Origin of the sequence: Conexibacter sp. CPCC 206217 (assembly GCF_030646165.1) — a bacterium.
Taxonomy (GTDB): domain Bacteria; phylum Actinomycetota; class Thermoleophilia; order Solirubrobacterales; family Solirubrobacteraceae; genus Conexibacter.
The window spans coordinates 279,487-296,783 of sequence record NZ_JAUTDO010000003.1; the positions used below are offsets into that span (position 1 = coordinate 279,487).

The 17,297-nt window shown below is 71.6% G+C and carries 13 protein-coding genes; 3 read left to right on the top strand and 10 right to left on the bottom strand.

All coding sequences use genetic code 11. From position 1 onward, the window contains the following. Window positions 1–75: 75 nt before the first annotated feature. From Q7L65_RS09630 to Q7L65_RS09640, 3 genes are all read left to right on the top strand, one after another. On the top strand, window positions 76–2,076 hold the full coding sequence (locus Q7L65_RS09630) for a beta-propeller domain-containing protein (RefSeq protein WP_304720720.1): 2,001 nt from the start codon (window positions 76–78) through the stop codon (window positions 2,074–2,076). A 15-nt stretch (window positions 2,077–2,091) separates the two neighbouring features. Further along, a complete protein-coding gene (locus Q7L65_RS09635) occupies window positions 2,092–2,511 on the top strand; it encodes a helix-turn-helix domain-containing protein (protein ID WP_304720721.1) in 420 nt (139 codons plus the stop codon). 113 nt (window positions 2,512–2,624) lie between these two features. After that, window positions 2,625–4,403, top strand: coding sequence for a DEAD/DEAH box helicase (locus tag Q7L65_RS09640; RefSeq protein ID WP_304720723.1), 1,779 nt, complete (start codon window positions 2,625–2,627; stop codon window positions 4,401–4,403). Window positions 4,404–4,419: 16 nt separating this feature from the next. Here the strand turns inward: Q7L65_RS09640 and Q7L65_RS09645 are convergent, their stop codons facing one another. From Q7L65_RS09645 to Q7L65_RS09690, 10 genes are all read right to left on the bottom strand, one after another. Further along, a complete protein-coding gene (locus tag Q7L65_RS09645) occupies window positions 4,420–5,379 on the bottom strand; it encodes a mechanosensitive ion channel family protein (protein ID WP_304720724.1) in 960 nt (319 codons plus the stop codon). Window positions 5,380–5,486: 107 nt separating this feature from the next. Beyond that, window positions 5,487–6,614 (bottom strand): radical SAM protein, encoded by a 1,128-nt coding sequence (locus tag Q7L65_RS09650; protein WP_304720726.1) that lies wholly within the window; start codon window positions 6,612–6,614, stop codon window positions 5,487–5,489. Between the two features lie 31 nt (window positions 6,615–6,645). Beyond that, window positions 6,646–7,314, bottom strand: a complete 669-nt coding sequence (locus tag Q7L65_RS09655) for an HAD family phosphatase (RefSeq protein ID WP_304720728.1) — start codon at window positions 7,312–7,314, stop codon at window positions 6,646–6,648. An 86-nt stretch (window positions 7,315–7,400) separates the two neighbouring features. Beyond that, a complete protein-coding gene (gene miaB, locus Q7L65_RS09660; RefSeq protein WP_304720730.1) occupies window positions 7,401–8,750 on the bottom strand; it encodes a tRNA (N6-isopentenyl adenosine(37)-C2)-methylthiotransferase MiaB in 1,350 nt (449 codons plus the stop codon). A 26-nt stretch (window positions 8,751–8,776) separates the two neighbouring features. Then, window positions 8,777–10,219 (bottom strand): ribonuclease Y, encoded by a 1,443-nt coding sequence (rny, locus tag Q7L65_RS09665; protein WP_304720732.1) that lies wholly within the window; start codon window positions 10,217–10,219, stop codon window positions 8,777–8,779. A gap of 327 nt (window positions 10,220–10,546) precedes the next feature. Beyond that, window positions 10,547–11,029, bottom strand: a complete 483-nt coding sequence (locus tag Q7L65_RS09670; protein ID WP_304720734.1) for a regulatory protein RecX — start codon at window positions 11,027–11,029, stop codon at window positions 10,547–10,549. A 15-nt stretch (window positions 11,030–11,044) separates the two neighbouring features. Further along, the gene (gene recA / locus Q7L65_RS09675) at window positions 11,045–12,133 is read right to left on the bottom strand and encodes a recombinase RecA (RefSeq protein WP_304720736.1); all 1,089 of its coding nucleotides are present in this window, start codon (window positions 12,131–12,133) and stop codon (window positions 11,045–11,047) included. 188 nt (window positions 12,134–12,321) lie between these two features. Then, window positions 12,322–13,629: a competence/damage-inducible protein A gene (locus tag Q7L65_RS09680; RefSeq protein ID WP_304720738.1), complete on the bottom strand. Its 1,308-nt coding sequence runs from the start codon at window positions 13,627–13,629 to the stop codon at window positions 12,322–12,324. Next, window positions 13,626–14,456 (bottom strand): helix-turn-helix domain-containing protein, encoded by an 831-nt coding sequence (locus Q7L65_RS09685; RefSeq protein WP_304720739.1) that lies wholly within the window; start codon window positions 14,454–14,456, stop codon window positions 13,626–13,628. Before Q7L65_RS09685 ends, Q7L65_RS09680 begins: the two co-directional genes overlap by 4 nt. Window positions 14,457–14,567: 111 nt before the next feature. Next, a complete protein-coding gene (locus Q7L65_RS09690; protein WP_304720740.1) occupies window positions 14,568–17,279 on the bottom strand; it encodes a DNA translocase FtsK in 2,712 nt (903 codons plus the stop codon). Window positions 17,280–17,297 lie beyond the last annotated feature (18 nt).

Consider the following 17,297-nt stretch of genomic DNA (forward strand, 5'->3'; position numbering starts at 1 on the left):
AAGCGCCATGTCTCACCCCCTGAAGGGATCTGACGAACAGCGCAACAAGCGGCGTTCGAGCTCGTCTCAGTCGTTGTGAGCATTGTTCGACGGATTGCAGCAGGCGGCGTCGCGATCGGCGTGACGCTGCTGGCGGGCGGCGCGCAGGCCGCGGCCGCCGCGGATGCGCCCCCGGCCGCGCAACGGCTCGTCTCGTTCTCCTCCTGCGAGGAGCTGCTCGGATACGAGCGCGATCACCTGCCCGAGCCGGTCCCGTACGACCCGTCGAAGCCGATCCCGCCGACGGCGATGCCGACCCCGGCCGCGGGAATGCCCGAGACCGACTCCGCCACGGCCGCGCCGGGCGGCAGCGCGGTCGGCGAGGAGCCGGACTTCTCCTCCACCAACGTGCAGGAGGACGGCGTCGACGAGCCGGACACGGTCAAGACCGACGGCCGCCGCATCTTCACGATCGCGCGCGGGAAGTTCGTCGAGCTGGACGCTCGCTCGGCCACGCCGCGCGTGCTGGGGACGCTCAGACTGGAGGGCAACAGCCAGCAGCTGCTGCTGTCCGGCCACCGCGCACTCGTGATCGCGCAGGTCTACAGCGCGCCGATCGGCATCCCCACGCCGCTGCCGGTGCCGCAGACCGCCGCGCCAGCGCCCGCTCCGTCCGCCACGAACGCGCCGTCGGTCGCGACGCCTCCCTCGGCCCGCCCCGCGATGGTCGCGATGCCGACCCCCAGCCAGACGCTCCTGACCGAACTGGACCTGACGCTGCCCGGCCGCCCGCGGATCGTGCGCAACCTGCGCGTCGACGGCGCGCTGCGTGCCGCGCGCGTCGTGGACGGGATCGTGCGGCTGGTGACCTCCGCCTCGCCGCAGGCGCTCGTCGACGAGGACGTGCGGGCGCAGGTCGCGGGCTGGGTCCCGCACTACCGCGTCCGCAACCGCCGCACGGGCCGTACCGCGACGCGCCCCGTCTCCGCCTGCACGCAGGTCCGCCGCCCGGCGGAGTTCTCCGGCTTCGGCCTGCTGACGGTGCTCTCGATCGACCTCGCGAGAGGCCTGACGCCGGTCGATTCCGACAGCGTCCTGGCCGACGTCGGGACGGTCTACAGCTCGCGTGACGCGCTCTACGTCGCGAGCTACGCGCAGCAGGGGACGACGACCGACGCGGCCAGCCCCGACAGCTCGGTTTCCTCCGACGGCAGCGGCAGCGGCTCGACCGCCTCGACGCTGATCCACAAGTTCGCGCTGCGCCCCGACGGCCAGACGCAGTACCGCGCGAGCGGCCGCGTCGCCGGCTCGCTGCTGAGCCAGTGGTCGCTGTCGGAGCAGGACGGCGTCGTGCGCGCCGCCAGCACGGTCACGCCGCCGTGGACGGCGGGCGTCTCGACGCAGCAGAGCGAGAGCTTCGTCACCACGCTCGGCGAGCGCGACGGCAAGCTCGTGCAACTCGGCCAGGTCGGCGGCCTCGGGCGCGGCGAGCGGATCTACGCCGTGCGCTTCATCGGCGACGTCGGCTACGTCGTGACGTTCCGCCAGACCGACCCGCTCTACACGCTCGACCTCGCCGACCCGGCCAGACCTCGCTTGCTGGGCGAGCTGAAGATCCCCGGCTACTCGGCCTACCTGCACCCGGTCGGCGAGGACCTGCTGCTCGGCGTCGGCCAGGACGCGGACGAGCTGGGCCGGCGGCGCGGCGGCCAGGTGTCGCTGTTCGACGTCTCGGACCTCAGACGGCCGCGCCGGCTCGCGACCGCCGCGCTGCCCGGCTGGTCCTCTCAGGTCGAGTGGGACCACCACGCGTTCCTCTACTGGCCGCGCACGCGCCTGGCCGTGATCCCCGCCGACGGCTTCGGCGCCGACGGCACGCGCGCCGGCGCGAGCGGCTTCCGCATCACCCGCGCCGGCGGGCTGCGCAAGGTCGGTGAGCTGCGCCACCCCGACGCCGGCGCTTACTCCGGCGACGCCGTCGACCGCTCGGTCGTGGTCGGCAGACGGCTGTTCACGCTCTCCGACCTGGGCGTGATGTCGAGCGATCTCGACTCGCTCGCCGACGGCCGCTGGCTCGCATTCCCCGATGCCGGCTGAGGCGTCGCCGCGGCGGTGGAATCGCCCGCCACCGCAGCGAATGAAGCCCCGAAAACCGGTGTCGTCGAACCGGGGCGAAGCTCCATAACAGCGGTCGAGCAGCGAAGCCGCTGCAAGGCTGGGTATACGGTGCTCCAGATGGGCACGCGGACGCTTGATCGTCGCCGGCTCGACAGCCCGCATCGCAACCCGTTGCTGGAGCATTTCGGGCTCGCTGTCAGGCGCCTGCGTGAGCAGCGCGAGCTGACGCGTGACGCGGTCGCCGCCGTCTCCGGGCTCAGCAGCGTCTACATCGGCAACATCGAGCGCGGCGAGGTCAATCCGACGCTGCTGACGCAGTTCAAGCTCGCGCGCGGGATCGGAATCCCGCTCGACGAGATCATCGCCGCGGCGCTCACCGACGTGTCGTCGGATGCCGCCGAAGCGCCACTCTGACGCGGCTGTCACGCCGGCCGGACACGCCCCGCAGCAGCGCCGCGCGGCGCGACCGCAGCGGTCGCCGGACGGCGGGACCGCAGATCGCGGCCGAGCGCGCGACAATAGAGGGAATGAGCATCCCCGCCCCGGACGCCGCGCCAGCCACGCCAGCCTCCTCAGACACTGACACCTTCGCCGATCTCGCGCTTCGCCCCGAGCTGCTGGACGCGCTCGCGAGACTCGGCTACGAGGAGCCGACGCCGATCCAGCGCGAGTCGATCCCGCCGCTGCTGGAGGGCCGCGACCTGCTCGGACAGGCGGCGACGGGAACCGGCAAGACGGCCGCGTTCGCGCTGCCGATCCTGGAGCGGCTCTCCCCCGGCCGCCAGGACCTGCCGCCGACGGCGCTCGTGCTGGTGCCGACGCGTGAGCTGGCCGTGCAGGTGTCCGAGGCGCTGCATCGCTATGGCAGGTCGTTGGGCGCGCGGGTGCTGCCGATCTACGGCGGCCAGCCGATCGGCCGTCAGCTGCAGGCGCTCAAGCGCGGCGTCGACGTCGTCGTCGGCACGCCCGGCCGCGTGCAGGACCACATCTCGCGCAACACGCTGCGGCTGCAGACGCTGTCGATGGTGGTGCTCGACGAGGCCGACGAGATGCTCGACATGGGCTTCGCGGAGGACATCGAGGCGATCCTCGAGCAGACGCCCGACGACTGCCAGACGGTCCTCTTCTCCGCGACGATGCCGCCGCGGATCGACCGCATCGCCCGGCAGCACCTCAGCGAGCCGGTGCGGATCGAGATCGCGCGCTCGACGTCGGCGGGCGAGACGCCGCTGGTGCGCCAGAGCGCCTACGTCGTCGCGCGCTCGCACAAACCGGCCGCGCTCGGGCGGATCCTCGACGTCGAGGCGCCCGCCGCGGCGATCGTCTTCTGCCGCACGCGCGGCGACGTCGACACGCTGACCGAGACGCTCAACGGCCGCGGCTACCGCGCCGAGGCGCTGCACGGCGGCATGACGCAGGAGCAGCGCGACCGCGTCATGGCGCGGCTGCGCAACGGCAACGCGGACCTCTTGGTCGCGACCGACGTCGCCGCCCGCGGACTCGACGTGGAGCAGCTGACGCACGTCGTCAACTACGACGTGCCGTCGTCGCCGGAGTCGTACGTGCACCGCATCGGGCGCGTCGGCCGCGCCGGACGCGAGGGCGCGGCGATCACGTTGGCGGAGCCGCGCGAGCACCGCTACCTGAAGACGATCGAGCGGGCCACGAAGCAGCGGATCGCGATCGAGAAGATCCCGACCGTCGCCGACCTGCACGCGCGTCGGATGGAGATGACGCGCGCCGCGATCAACGAGGCGCTGATCGACAACGCCGAGGGCGGCACGGACCTCGATCGCTTCCGCGTCGTCGTCGAGACGCTGACGGACGAGTTCGACGTGATGGAGGTCGCGCTCGCCGCGGTCAAGCTGGCGCACGAGGCGCTCGGCGGCGGCGACGAGGACGAGCAGGAGATCCCCGACATCACGCCGCGCCCGGCACCGAAGGACCGCGGCATGCGCGGCGACGGCCCGGGCGGCCGTGGCGGCCCCGGCGGCGGACAGGGCGGTCGCGGCCCCGGCGGCCGGCGCCCCGGCCCCAGCGGCCCGACGACGCGGATCTTCATCGGCCTCGGCCGCAGAGTCGGCATGCGCCCGCAGGACCTCGTCGGCGCGATCACGGGCGAGTCGCAGCTGACCGGCCGTGAGATCGGCGCGATCGAGATCCAGGACCGCTTCTCGCTCGTCGAAGTCCCCCTCCCCGCCGCCGACGGCGTGATCGCCGCCCTGCGCGCGAGCACGATCAAGGGCAAGAAGGCGACGATCCGCAGGGAACGCTACGAGCGGGGCACGGCGCCCGCGGACGAGTAGGCCCCACGGCCCTCGCTCAGGTGTCGTGGGAGATCGCGATGTCGTGCTCGTCGGTCACCGACGACATCGCGGTGAGGACCTCGTCGGCGAGGCGCGCCCCGTCGTCGGCGTGCTCCGGGGTCGCCTGGATCCGCATGATCACCTCGTCGCCGTCGATCTCCTCGAGGCCGATGTCGGGCCGGCCGCGCAGCGGGACGGTGATCGCGTCGGCGAGCATCGCCTGCACGGTCGTCGGCTTGACGCCGCGGCGCAGGCGCGCGCGCAGGTCGACCGCGGCAGGTTCGCGCAGCGGCACGACCGCCGCGCTGAGCACGACGCTGTTGGGGACCATGATGCGGTCCTCGCCGCGCGCGAGCGTCGTGTAGAGCAGCCCGAGCGAGCTGACGACGCCCTCGACCTGGCCGGCGAGTCCGCCGGCCTGCAACCGCACGCGCTCGCCGACGCGGAAGGGGCGGGCGCTGAGCAGGACGGTGCCGGCGATCAGGTTGCCGAGCGTCTGCTGCGCGGCGAGACCGAAGACGACGGCGGTGAAGGCGCCGCCGACGGCGAGCGTCTCGGGCCTGATGCCGGCGATCCGCAGCGCGGCGACGGTGAAGATCGCAAGCGTCGCGAGCCGCAGGATGAAGCCGGTGGTGCCGGCGGTGCCGGGGTCCATGCGGCGGAACAGGTCGGGCGCGATCGCCCGCCCGACGTCGCGCGCGAACGCCCAGCCGAGGATCACGAGCGCGACGACGGTGAAGACCCTGACGGCCGTGTCCCAGTCTCTGCCGAACAGCTCACCGCGCTTGGAGTAGACGACGAGCACGGCAACGAGCAGCGGCAGCAGCACGAGCGCCTGGCGGCGGGCGCGCTTGGCCGCGCGCTGCCCCAGTTGCCGCGCGAGCCCGACCTCTTCCCAGGCGTGGCTGCGCGTCTGCAGCATCCGCTCCAGCGCTCGCTCGCGGCTTCCTCGGAAGCGTTTTATCTTCGAACCCATCTCGGTTTCACCATAGGCCGGCGGTCCGCCGGCCCGTGTGGCGCGGCGCACACGCGCCCCGCCCGTTGCAGACACAGACGTACCCGCCGCCCGGCAGCCCGACGCGCTCAGAACAACGCCTGCTGCACCTCGACCACCGCGACGGTCCGTCGCAGCGGCGGCTGCGGGACGCGCACCTTCGATCTACCGCCCGTTCCCGCTCCCGGCAACGCAGCCGGCAGCTCAGGCTGCACGTGCCCCGCCTCCACCTCAGTCCGCTCCACGACCCGATCGCTCGCCGGCAGCCGCCACCCGCGCGCGCCGCTGCTGCGCGGCCGTCCGCGCACGAGCGCCGACAGCCGCGCCCGCTCCTCCTTCGGCGCGTAGGCGCCTCTTGCGTAGAGCCTCTGGTAGCGCGGCACGAGGTCCGGTCGGGTGCCGCGCAGCCAGTCCATGAAGACCCCGCGCACGTCCCCGCGCAGGTGCAGGCCGATCCCGCCGATCGAGGTGGCCCCGGCGTCCTCGGCAGCGGCCAGCAGCGGCTCGACCTGCTCCGGCGCGTCGTTGATCCCGGGCATCAGCGGCGCGATCAGCACTCCGGTCGGTATCCCGTTGCGGTTCAGCTCCGCGACCGCCTCCAGCCGCGCCCGCGGGCTCGGCGTGTGCGGCTCGGTCGCCCGCCAGGCCTTCTCGTCCAGCGTCGGGATCGACAGGCTGGCTGTGAAGTCGGTCACCGCCACCAGCTCCTTCATCAGCGCGAGGTCGCGCAGCAGCAGCGGGGACTTCGTCAGCACGGAGCAGGGATTGCGCGCATCCCGCAGCGCCTCCCAGATCCCCGGCATCAGCTTGTAACGCCCCTCGACCCACTGGTACGGATCCGTGTTCGTCCCGAGCGCGACGTGCTCCCCCTTCCACGACCGTCGCGCCAACTCCACCCGCAGCACCTCCGGCGCATTCGCCTTCACGACGATCTCCCGCTCGAAGTCCCGCCCCGGCCCGAAGTCGAGATATCTGTGCGTGGGACGAGCGAAGCAGTACACGCATGCATGACTACAACCCCGATATGGGTTGATGGTCCATTTGAATGGCATCCTCGACTGGGCGGGGACGCGGTTGAGGACCGATCTGGCGTGGACCTCGTAGAAGCGCATGTCGAGCGCCTCGGGAGCGTCGAAGCGGCGGACGACGGCGTCGTCTCTGTAGCCGGGCAGGCGCGTGGCCTCCTCGGCGGTCAGGGTGAGATTGTCCCAGCGCACGAACGTATGTTCGCATACGCCGAGGACGGTGTCATGCCGAGACGCGCTCCGGCACCTCGCGCATGTCCCGCACGATCTCGGCGCCGGCGGCGTCGAGCGCGATCGCGGCGTCGGCGGGGCGGTCGGGCGCGACGTAGCCGAGCGCGCGCATGCCGGCCGCGCGGGCGCCGCGAACGCCGCCGGCGGAGTCCTCGACCACGACGCAGTCGGCGGGCTCCCAGCCGCAGCTGCGGGCGGCGTGCAGGAACAGATCGGGCGCGGGCTTGGGCCGCTCGACCATCGTCGCGGAGAAGATGCGCTCGGGCGGGAACAGGTCGTCGAGGCCCGCGAGCGCCAGCGTCTGCTCCATCTTGATCACGCGCGCCTGCGAGGCGATGCAGGTCGCCCAGCCGCGCCGCTGGACCTCCAGCACCGTCTCGCGCGCGCCGTCGACCGCATCCAGCTCACGCGCGAACGCCTCCGCGCGAACCGTGTAGAACTCGTCGATCCAGCCGCCGCGGACGGGCCCGCCGTTGCGCAGCTCGACGTCGCGCTCGATCTGCGCGAGCGTCGCGCCGCCGTACGCGGCGTGGGCCTCCGTCTCGGTCATCGCGACCCCCAGCGCGTTGATCGCGCGCGTCAGCTCGCGCATCGAGATCGTCTCGCTGTCGACGAGCACCCCGTCGCAGTCGAAGATCACGAGGCCGGAACCGGACGTCACGGGTGAGATGCTCGGCCGGGGTCGGCTGCGGACACGAGCGACACGGCTGCTGCGGGCACGAGCGAGACGATCGGCGGAAGGCCGGCTCAGCGCGCCAGCGCCGCGGCGCCGCCGGTCGCGCGGGCGAGCAGCGACTCCTCGCCCGTCAGCGTCTGGCTCGTCGCGCGCTCGATCTCGACGTGCACGTAGTCGCCCGGCTGCGCGAGGCCGACGAAGTTGACGACCTTGTTGTGGCGCGAGCGGCCGCGCAGGCGCGTCGGGTCCTTGCGCGACGGACCCTCGACGAGCACCTCCAGCGTGCGCCCGACGAACCGCTGCGCGCGCTCGTGCGCGTTGCGCTGGATCGTCTCCACGAGTCGGTCCATTCGCTCGACCTTGACCTCGTGCGGGACCTGGTCGGGGAAGTCCGCGGCCTCGGTGTCGCGGCGCGGCGAGTAGACGAACGTGAAGGCGCCGTCGTAGGCGACCTCCTCGCACAGCGACAGCGTCTGCTCGAAGTCCTCGTCGGTCTCGCCGGGGAAGCCGACGATGATGTCGGTCGTCAGCGCCACGTCCGGCACGTGCTCGCGCAGCAGCGCGACGCGGTCGAGGTAGCGCTCGCGCGTGTAAGTGCGGCGCATCGCCTTCAGCAGCCGCGAGGAGCCCGACTGCAGCGGCAGGTGGACGTGCTCGCACAGCGCGCTCAACTCGGCGTGCGCGCGCGCGACGTCCTCCTTCATGTCCTGCGGGTGCGGGCTCGTGTAGCGGATCCGCTCGATCCCGTCGATCGCGTCGATCGCCTCCAGCAGCTGCGCGAAGGTCGCCGGCGTGAAGCCGCGTCTGTGCAGATCGCGCCCGTAGGCGTTGACGTTCTGGCCCAGCAACGTGACCTCGGTGACGCCCTCGGAGGCCATCCGCTCGACATCGGCGACGAGCGTCTGCAGCGGGCGCGCGACGTCGCGGCCGCGCGTGCTCGGGACGATGCAGTAGGAGCACTTCATGTTGCAGCCGACGGAGATCTGGACCCAGCCCTGGAACTCGCGCGCCCGCTTCTCGGGCAAGTCGCCGGCGAAGCCCTCGAACTCGAAGTAGCCCTGCGCGGTCAGCGACTCGCTCGTGAGGAACTCGGCCAGCTTGTGGACCTGGCCGGGACCGAACGCGACGTCGACGAACGGGAACTTCTGGAAGACCTCGTCCTTGACGGACTGCGCCCAGCAGCCGCCGACGCCGATCACGACGTCGGGGCGCTCGCGCTTGCGGCGCTTGGCGTGGCCGAGGTGCGCGAGGAACTTGCTGTCCGCCGCCTCGCGGATCGAGCAGGTGTTGAAGAGGATCAGGTCGGCCGCATCAGGGTCGGGCGCCTCGGCGTAGCCGATCGACTCGAGCATGCCCTTCATGCGCTCGGAGTCGTGCTCGTTCATCTGACAGCCGAACGTGGTGACGTGGTACCGCTTCATCGACGTCGAAGGGTACCGCGCACCCCCTATCTCGCGTACTCGACCGCGCGCGACTCGCGGATCACCGTCACCTTGATCTGGCCCGGGTACTCCAGCTCTCTCTCGATCTCGCGCGCGATCGCGTGCGACAGCAGCGTCGCGGCGTCGTCGTCGACCGCCGACGGCGCGACCATCACGCGGATCTCGCGGCCGGCCTGCATCGCGTAGACCTTGTCGACGCCGTCGTGGCGGGTGGCGATCTGCTCCAGCTCGCGCAGCCGTCTGACGTATTGCTCCAGCGACTCGCCGCGCGCGCCCGGCCGCGCGCCGGAGAGCGCGTCGGCGGCCTGCACGATCACGGCCTCGACGGTCTGCGGCTCGACCTCGTTGTGGTGGGCCTCCATCGCGTGGACGACCGCCTCGGGCTCGCCGTACTTGCGCGCGATGTCGCCGCCGACGAGCGCGTGCGGACCCTCGACCTCGTGCGAGACGGCCTTGCCGATGTCGTGCAGCAGCGCGGCGCGGCGGGCGGTCTTCGGCGAGGCGCCGAGCTCGTGCGCCATCATCGCGGCGAGATTGGCGCACTCGACCGAGTGCGCGAGCACGTTCTGGCCGTAGCTGGTGCGGTACTTGAGGCGGCCGAGCAGCTTGATCAGCTCGGGGTCCAGGCCCTGCACCTTCGCCTCGAAGACGGCCTCCTCGCCCTGCTCCTGGATGTGCTCCTCCAGCTCCGACTTCGCCTGGTAGAACATCTCCTCGATGCGGGCCGGGTGGATGCGGCCGTCCTGCAGCAGCTTCTCCAGCGTCAGGCGGGCGACCTCGCGGCGGACGCCGTCGAAGCCCGACAGCACGACCGCGTTGGGCGTGTCGTCGATGATGAAGTCGACGCCGGTGAGGTTCTCCAGCGCACGGATGTTGCGCCCCTCGCGGCCGATGATGCGGCCCTTCATGTCGTCGGACTGCAGTTGGACGACGGAGACGGTCGTCTCGGTCGCGTGGCCGGCGGCGATCCGCTGCATCACGACGGAGAGGATGTTGCGCACGCGCCGGTCGGCGTCGCGCTTGGTCTCCTCCTCGATCTGGCGCACGAGCTTGGCGGACTCGTGGCGGACGTCGTCCTCGAGGTCCTTCAGCAGCATCTGCTTCGCCTGCGCGGCCGTCACGCCGGCGAGCCGCTCCAGCGCGTGCTCGTATTCGGCGCGGCGGTCGGCGACGGACGCGACCTCCCTGTCGAGCGCGGCGGCGCGCTCCTCCAGCGACCGTTCGCGGCGCGAGAGGTCGGCGCGCTGGTTGTCGAGCGACTCCTCCTTGCCGAGGATCCGCTCCTCGATGCGGACGATCTCCGCCCGCCGCTCACGCAGCGCGGCGTCCACGTCGGCGGTGGCGCGCGCGTTCGCCTCCGCCGCTTGGCCGCTCCCGCGTTTGGCGTAGAGCGCAGCAGCGACCATCAGGCCCACTGCCAGCACCGCCGCCGCGATCACGATGTCCATTGCCGTTCCTCTCCTCACAGCACGGCCTTGCGGCTGGGCTGCTGCTCACTGTCCTTTTGGGTAGCGGCGGACCGGCCGTGCGAGGAGCACGGAGCTGAACACCAGGTGCGGCGCCGCGGCGCCGCCCTTCATGCACCGGCTATGCCGGTGTTCGTGGCGCGTGCTGCATGGGCAACAGGCCTGCGGACGTACGGTGTCTGGCAGTCACGGGTGAAGGATCTGGTCTCAGGATTCAGGGAAGTTTGCTGGTGTTTCATGCCCTTGCGGGCCAGTCGTTCGCTGAGCGGGATCGTAGTACCGCGCAACAGTTGGTGCAATCTTCGGCGTTCAGTCGAAGCCGCCGCCGCGGGCATGGGCGCGCACGACGTCCCAGGCAAGCTCGGAGTCGTAGCCCTTGCGCACCAGCACGCCGATTGCACGGCGCTGTTCGCGCGGGTCGTCGTCGAGCGCCGGGAAGCGCCGCTGCAGCAGCGCTGCGGCCGCCTCCAGCTCGTCGTCACGCCCGCGCGCGCCGACCGCCCTGCGGACGATCTCCTGCGGAACGCCGAGCGCGAGCAGCCGCCGCTCGATCCGGTCGGCGCCCCACTCCTCCAGCAGCCGCTTGTCCTCGGAGAACTCGCGCGCGAAGCGGACGTCGTCGACGTAGCCCTGCTCGCGCAGGCTGTCGAGCGCCTGCGCGACCGTCTCCGGCTCGATCCCCTTGCCCTCCAGATGGCGCTGCAGCTCCACCTCGGTCCGCGCGCGCGGACCGAGGTAGCGGAAGGCTCTCTCGAGCGCCAGTTGCAGCCGCTCCTGCCCTACCTCAGCCAAGGCTCTGTGTGAAGGCTAGGCAGCCGCGGGCTCGGCTTCGGCCTCGACCGCCTGGATCCGTCTGGCGTCCGGCTCTATCGGCACGACGAGGTCGCGGTCGAACCCGAGCGCGGTGTAGATCTTGTCCTCGATCTCCTTCGCCAGCTCTGGGTGCTCCTTGAGATGGTTCTTGGCGTTGTTGCGGCCCTGGCCGAGACGCTCCCCGTCGTAGGAGAAGAACGAGCCTGACTTCGTGACGATGTTGTGCTCGATGCCGTAGTCGATCAGGCAGCCCTCGGTCGAGATGCCCTGGCCGAACTCGATGTCGAACTCGGCCTGCTTGAACGGTGGCGCGACCTTGTTCTTGACGACCTTGACGCGGACGCGGTTGCCGACCGCCTCGGTGCCGTCCTTGAGCGTCTCGATGCGGCGGATGTCGAGCCGCTGCGACGAGTAGAACTTCAGCGCGCGACCGCCCGGCTGCGTCTCCGGCGAGCCGAACATGACGCCGACCTTCTCACGGATCTGGTTCGTGAACAGGCACATCGTCTGCGTGCGGTTCAGGTTCGCGGTCAGCTTGCGCATCGCCTGCGACATCATGCGCGCCTGCACGCCGACGGTCTGGTCGCCCATCGCGCCCTCGAGCTCGGCGCGCGGCGTCAGCGCGGCGACCGAGTCTATGGCGACCATGTCGACGGCACCGGAGCGCACGAGCATGTCCGCAACCTCGAGCGCCTGCTCGCCGTAGTCGGGCTGCGAGACGAGCAGCTCGTCTATGTTCACGCCGATCCGCTGCGCGTAGAGCGGGTCCATCGCGTGCTCGGCGTCGATGAAGGCGCAGACGCCGCCGAGTCTCTGGGCCTCGGCGATGATGTGGTAGACGAGCGTCGTCTTACCGGAGGACTCCGGGCCGAAGACCTCGACGATACGCCCGCGCGGGACGCCGCCGATGCCGAGCGCCAGGTCGAGCGAGAGCGCACCGGTCGGGATCGCGTTCACTCTCACGCGCGCGCCCGGGTCACCCATCCGCATGACGGTGCCCTTGCCGAACTGGCGCTCGATCTGAGTCAGCGCCCCTTGCAGGGCGGCGTCGCGTTGCTTCGCGGACTTGTCCTGCTCGCTCATTCCTGGAAACTCCTTGGTCACGTCGGGAGATATGCAAGGTACGCTCCGGTCCGGACGGACCGAATACGAACACACGATCGTGTCGGCTTCCAGCGTAGGCGGACCTGTTGCGGCAGCGCTACGCGCGTTTGCGCCGTCTTCGTGTCAGCTCTGCGCAGTCAGGCGCGCGAGAGCGCGCCGAGGCCGCCTCAGGCGTCGAGCAGCAGCCGGCGGATCATGTGCAGCGCGACCGTCGTGGTGCGGTCGCGGATGTCCGCGCGGCTGCCCGGCAGCGACAGCTTGCGCGTCATGCGGCGCCCGTCGCGCAGCGCGACGCAGACGTAGACGAGGCCGACCGGCTTCTCCGGCGTCCCCCCGCCCGGGCCGGCGATGCCCGTGATGCCGACGCCGACGTCGCTCTCCAGGCGCGCGATCGCACCGTCGGCGAGCGCTTCCGCGACCTCGGCCGAGACGGCGCCGACGCGCTCCAGCAGCTCCGGCGCGACGCCCGCGAGCGCCACCTTCGCGGCGTTGGAGTAGACGACCAGTCCGCCGAGCACGTACGCGGAGGAGCCGGCGAGGTCGGTCAGCCGCCCGGCCAGCAGGCCGCCGGTGCACGACTCGGCCGTCGCGATCGTGCGTGCGATCCCGCCCGTTCCCAGCAGCAGCGACGCGACCTGCGCGTCGATCGTCGAGCCGTCGGTCGAGAACAGCAGCTCGCCGTGGCGGGCGCGCACAAACGCCTCGAACGCCGCGTAGACGGGGTTCGCGGACGGCGCGAAGCGCGTCGCGATCTCGATCTCGCCGCGCCGCAGGCAGGTCGTGATCTCCAGCTCGCCGAGCTGGATCCCGTCGCGCTCGGCGACCAGCAGCGACTCCGCGATCTCCGACTCCGGCAACCCGAACAAGCGCATGATCCGCCACTCGAACACGCCCGCGCCGGCGGTCGCCGCTCTGAACGCGTCGGTCGCGGTCGCCGTCCTCCACATCGGCTGCAGCTCGCGCGGCGGCCCCGGCAGCACGACGACGGCGGGGCCGCCGATCCCCGCCACGCCCGCCTCCGACGGCGGCACGACGAGCCCGGGCGCGGTCCCGACGGGCTCCAGGATCGTCGCCCCCTGCGGCACGATCGCCTGCTTGCGGTTGGAGCGCAGGACGGCGTCGCGGTCGAGGTCGGGCCAGCGCGACAGCAGCGGCTCGAGGATCGCGGCGATCCGGCCGAACAAAGACTCGTCCAGCACCATCTCGCGGCCCTGGAAGCGCCCGACGACGTCCGCGGTGAGGTCGTCGGCGGTCGGGCCGAGGCCGCCGCTGGTGACGATCACGGCGACGCCCTCCTCCGCGAGGAAGCGCAGCGCGGCGTGGAGGTCGTCGGGGCGGTCTCCGACGATCACGATCTGTGCCGCGTCGACGCCCAGTTCGCGCAGCCGCTCCGACAGCCACGGGCCGTTGCTGTCTCTGATGATGCCGCTGAGGACCTCGGTCCCCGTCACGACGATGCCGGCGCGCGCGCTCATGGCGTGCACGTCGGCAGTTGGTCGCCGGTCAGCGGCGAGACGCCTCTGGGCGTCACGGCGAAGCCGATCGCCTCCGAGGACGACGGCACCTCGACGACTCTGCCGTTCGCTCTCAGCTGCACGTTGCTGTTGCCGAGCGTCATTCTCAGCTCGTCGGCTCTGTAGACCGGCACCTGCTCGCCGGCTCTGAAGATCGTGCCGGGGACCAGGACTCTGCCGGTCTGGTCGACCAGGCAGACGTAGACGTCGCCCGTCGGTATCAGCCGGATCCCGGCCTGCGTCGGCGTCGTCGGCGCCTGTCTTCTTCTCGCCGACGGCTGCTGCCGTCTTCTCGACGTGCCTCTGGCTCTTCTGGCCGTTCTCGTCGTCTGCGTCTGCGTCGGGGTCGTCGAGCCCTTGTCGTCGTTGCCGCCGAGCGAGCCGAGCACGACCAGCGCGGCGATCAGGATCGCGAGCAGGCCGAGCGTTATCGCCCAGCGCGGCGCTCCGCGGCCTCCGCCCCCACCGCCGCGACCGCCACCGCGTCCGCCGCGTCCGCGCCCGCGATCGCGCGCGAGGCCGGGGCTGACGGTGCGCAGCTCGTTCTCGCTCGGCCGCTCGTAGCGGAGCTTGTACTCCTCCACGAGCGAGCGGGCGTCGATCCCGAGGAAGTCCGCGTAGCCGCGGATGAAGCTCTTCGCGAACGTCGAGCCAGGCAGCAGCTGCCATTCCTCGTTCTCGATCGCGCGCAGGTACTTCGCACGGATCTTCGTCGCCTGCTCGACCTCGGTGATGTCGATCCTGGCACGCATGCGTGCCTCGCGGAGAGTTGGGCCGATCTCTGGCATTCGCTGCCGAAGGCTATCGACCGCGACGCCGAAACCGCGGCGAAATTCCTGCAAGCACGGGGCCGCGGCACCCGCGCAGGCCCCAAGAAACGGTGCGGTGGAGTGGCAGGACTACTGCTCGGGCTCGTCGCCGCGGTCGGCGGCGGCGGGCGTCGGCAACGGGATCTGATCGCCGACGCGCTCGCCCGGCGGCGGCCCGGCTCTCTCCGACAGCGCGACGAGGATCCGCGGCACGTCGGACTCGGTTATCAGCACCTGGCGCGGCTTGGAGCCCTCGTAGCCGGAGATGATCCCGCGCCGCTCGAGCATGTCGATCAGCCGTCCGGCACGCGTGTAGCCGAGCCGCAGGCGCCGCTGCAGCATCGACGTCGAGGCGGTCCCCATCTGGGCGACGAGGCCGATCGCCTCCTCCAGCAACGGATCCTCGTCGGGATCGAAGCCGTCGTCGGCGCTGGACTCCTCCGGCGCGTCCTCGTCCTCGACCTCCTCCAGCAGATCGTCGCGCAGCTCCGGCTCGCCCTGTCTGCGCCACGTCTCGGTCAGCTCGGCGATCTGGTCCTCGTCGATGTAAGCGCCCTGGATCCGCTGCAGCTTGGAGGATCCGACGGGCGAGAACAGCATGTCGCCCTGGCCCAGCAGCGACTCGGCGCCGTTCTGGTCGAGGATCACGCGCGAGTCGGTCTGCGAGGACACCGCGAAGGCGATCCGCGACGGCACGTTGGCCTTGATCATGCCGGTGATCACGTCCACGCGCGGGGACTGGGTCGCCAGCACGAGGTGGATGCCGACCGCGCGCGCCTTCTGCGCGAGGCGGATGATCGAGTCCTCGACGTCGGCGGGCGCGACCATCATCAGGTCGGCCAGCTCGTCGATCACGCAGAGGATGTAGGGCAGTCTCGCCTCGCCGCGCTCCAGCCGCCGTCTGTTCAGCTCCGGCAGCGAGCGGGTGCGCGACAGGGACATGATCCCGTAGCGCATCTCCATCTCCTTGACGAGGTTCTGGAGCGCGTTGGCGGCCTTGCGCGGGCTCGTGATGACCGGCGTCAGCAGGTGCGGGATCGACTCGTAGTGGTTCAGCTCGACCTGCTTGGGGTCGACCAGCACGAGCTTGACCTCGTGCGGGTCGGCATGCAGCAGGATGCTCGACAGCATCGCGTTGACGCAGCCGGACTTGCCGGCGCCGGTCGTGCCGGCGACGAGCAGGTGCGGCATCTTCGCGAGGTCGACGCCGATCGCGCGGCCGGCGACGTCCTTGCCGAGCCAGACCGTCAGCGGCGACCAGTCGGCCGGCGGCTCCTGGAAGACGTCGCCGAGGTGGACGATGCGGCGCTTCGCGTTGGGGACCTCGACGCCGACGGCCTGCTTGCCGGGGATCGGCGCGAGGATCCGCACGTCGGTCGCGGCGAGCGCGTAGGCGAGGTCGTCCTTGAGGTTCGCGACTCTGCCGACTCTGGTGCCCGGCGCGAGCCGCAGCTCGTAGCGCGTGATGTGCGGGCCCGAGGTCATGCCGACGACCTTCGAGTCGATTCTGAAGTGCTCCAGCGCCTCGACCAACTGCGCGGCGACGATCTCCTGGCCGGCGGTGTCCGGGCGCGTCTGCTCCGCGGTCGAGCGCGTCAGGAACCTCGCGTCGGGCAGCTGCCAGACGAAGTCCTCGGCGTCTGTGATCGAGGCGCGGTAGCGGCCCTGCGGCGTGAGGTCGGCGGGATCGACATCGATCGGACCGGTCGTGACGCCGGGCTCGTCCGGCTCCTCCAGCTCCAGCTCGGGTATCTCGTCGGTGGCCGGCTCGTCGTCAGCGTCGTCGGGGACCGCGGCGAGCGCCGGGAACTCGCTCGTGGCTGGATCGTCGTCCACGTCGTCGCCGAACGCGAGCGGCGGCGGCACGTCCGGAGCGTCGTCGTCATCGGCGCCGTGTCCGCGGTACGCCTGCGGCGCCGCGTCGTCGTCGTCGAACAGGTCGGGATAGCGCTCGGCGCCGTCGAGCGAGGGCGCCTCGACGTGCGTCGCGCGCACGACCAGTCTCGCCGGCTCCAGCTCGGGCGGGCTCAGCAGCTCCGGCACGTCGTTGTCGTCGTTGGCCCTCGCGGCGATCACGGCGTCGTCGTCGGCGGGCACGATCGTTCTGCGTCTGCGCGGCGCACGCGTCGGCGCAGGCGCCTCCGTTTCGTAAGACGCGCGCGCGGGCGCGAGCGTCGCAGCCCGCCGTCCGGTCTCGGCAACGCTTTGGCCGGCGCTGCGCAGGACGCTGGCGACCGTCACGCCGCTCAGCAGCACGAGCGCGGCCGCGAACAGGAAGACCGCGATGATGTGCGCACCGACGTCGGAGAAGAGCGTCGAGCCGACCCAGTAGAGCGACTCGCCGATCGCGCCGCCGCGCTCCTTGATGACGTCGGCGTCCCACATGTCCACGCCGCTGCGCCCGCCGCCGCCGAGGCCGAGCGTGCCGGCCGCGAGCGCCAGTTCGACCGCGCCGAAGAGGCACCAGACGCCGGCCCGCAGCGGCCTGATGCTGGGGATCAGCGTGCGCCCGACGACGAGCGCGCCGCCGATCACGAAGCCGATCGGCGCGGCGTAGGCGACGCGGCCGAACAGCAGCATCAGCCCGTCACGCAGCGCGTCGCCGACCTGGCCGCCGGCCGAGCCGGCATACATCACGAAGGCGAGGAAGATCCCGAGCGCGACGAGCGCCAGCCCGACGACGTCGACCTGGTGCGGCGCGAGCTGCGGCAGCCCGAGGCCGGGAGCGGTGGAGCGTCGCGCGCGGGCGCGTGAGCGGGATCTGGTCGATCTCGCGGGTCTACGGCGGCTGGACGTGGCCATCTCCGGATCTCGTTCGAC

Excerpts from the sequence above, each read along its gene's own strand:
- recA (WP_304720736.1), bottom strand. The coding sequence starts at position 12,133 with ATGAGCGAGCAGGACAAGTCCGCGAAGCAACGCGACGCCGCCCTGCAA.
- Q7L65_RS09680 (WP_304720738.1), bottom strand. The coding sequence starts at position 13,629 with ATGAGCGCGCGCGCCGGCATCGTCGTGACGGGGACCGAGGTCCTCAGC.
- Q7L65_RS09645 (WP_304720724.1), bottom strand. The coding sequence starts at position 5,379 with ATGGGTTCGAAGATAAAACGCTTCCGAGGAAGCCGCGAGCGAGCGCTG.
- Q7L65_RS09640 (WP_304720723.1), top strand. The coding sequence starts at position 2,625 with ATGAGCATCCCCGCCCCGGACGCCGCGCCAGCCACGCCAGCCTCCTCA.
- Q7L65_RS09685 (WP_304720739.1), bottom strand. The coding sequence starts at position 14,456 with ATGCCAGAGATCGGCCCAACTCTCCGCGAGGCACGCATGCGTGCCAGG.
- miaB (WP_304720730.1), bottom strand. The coding sequence starts at position 8,750 with ATGAAGCGGTACCACGTCACCACGTTCGGCTGTCAGATGAACGAGCAC.
- rny (WP_304720732.1), bottom strand. The coding sequence starts at position 10,219 with ATGGACATCGTGATCGCGGCGGCGGTGCTGGCAGTGGGCCTGATGGTC.
- Q7L65_RS09690 (WP_304720740.1), bottom strand. The coding sequence starts at position 17,279 with ATGGCCACGTCCAGCCGCCGTAGACCCGCGAGATCGACCAGATCCCGC.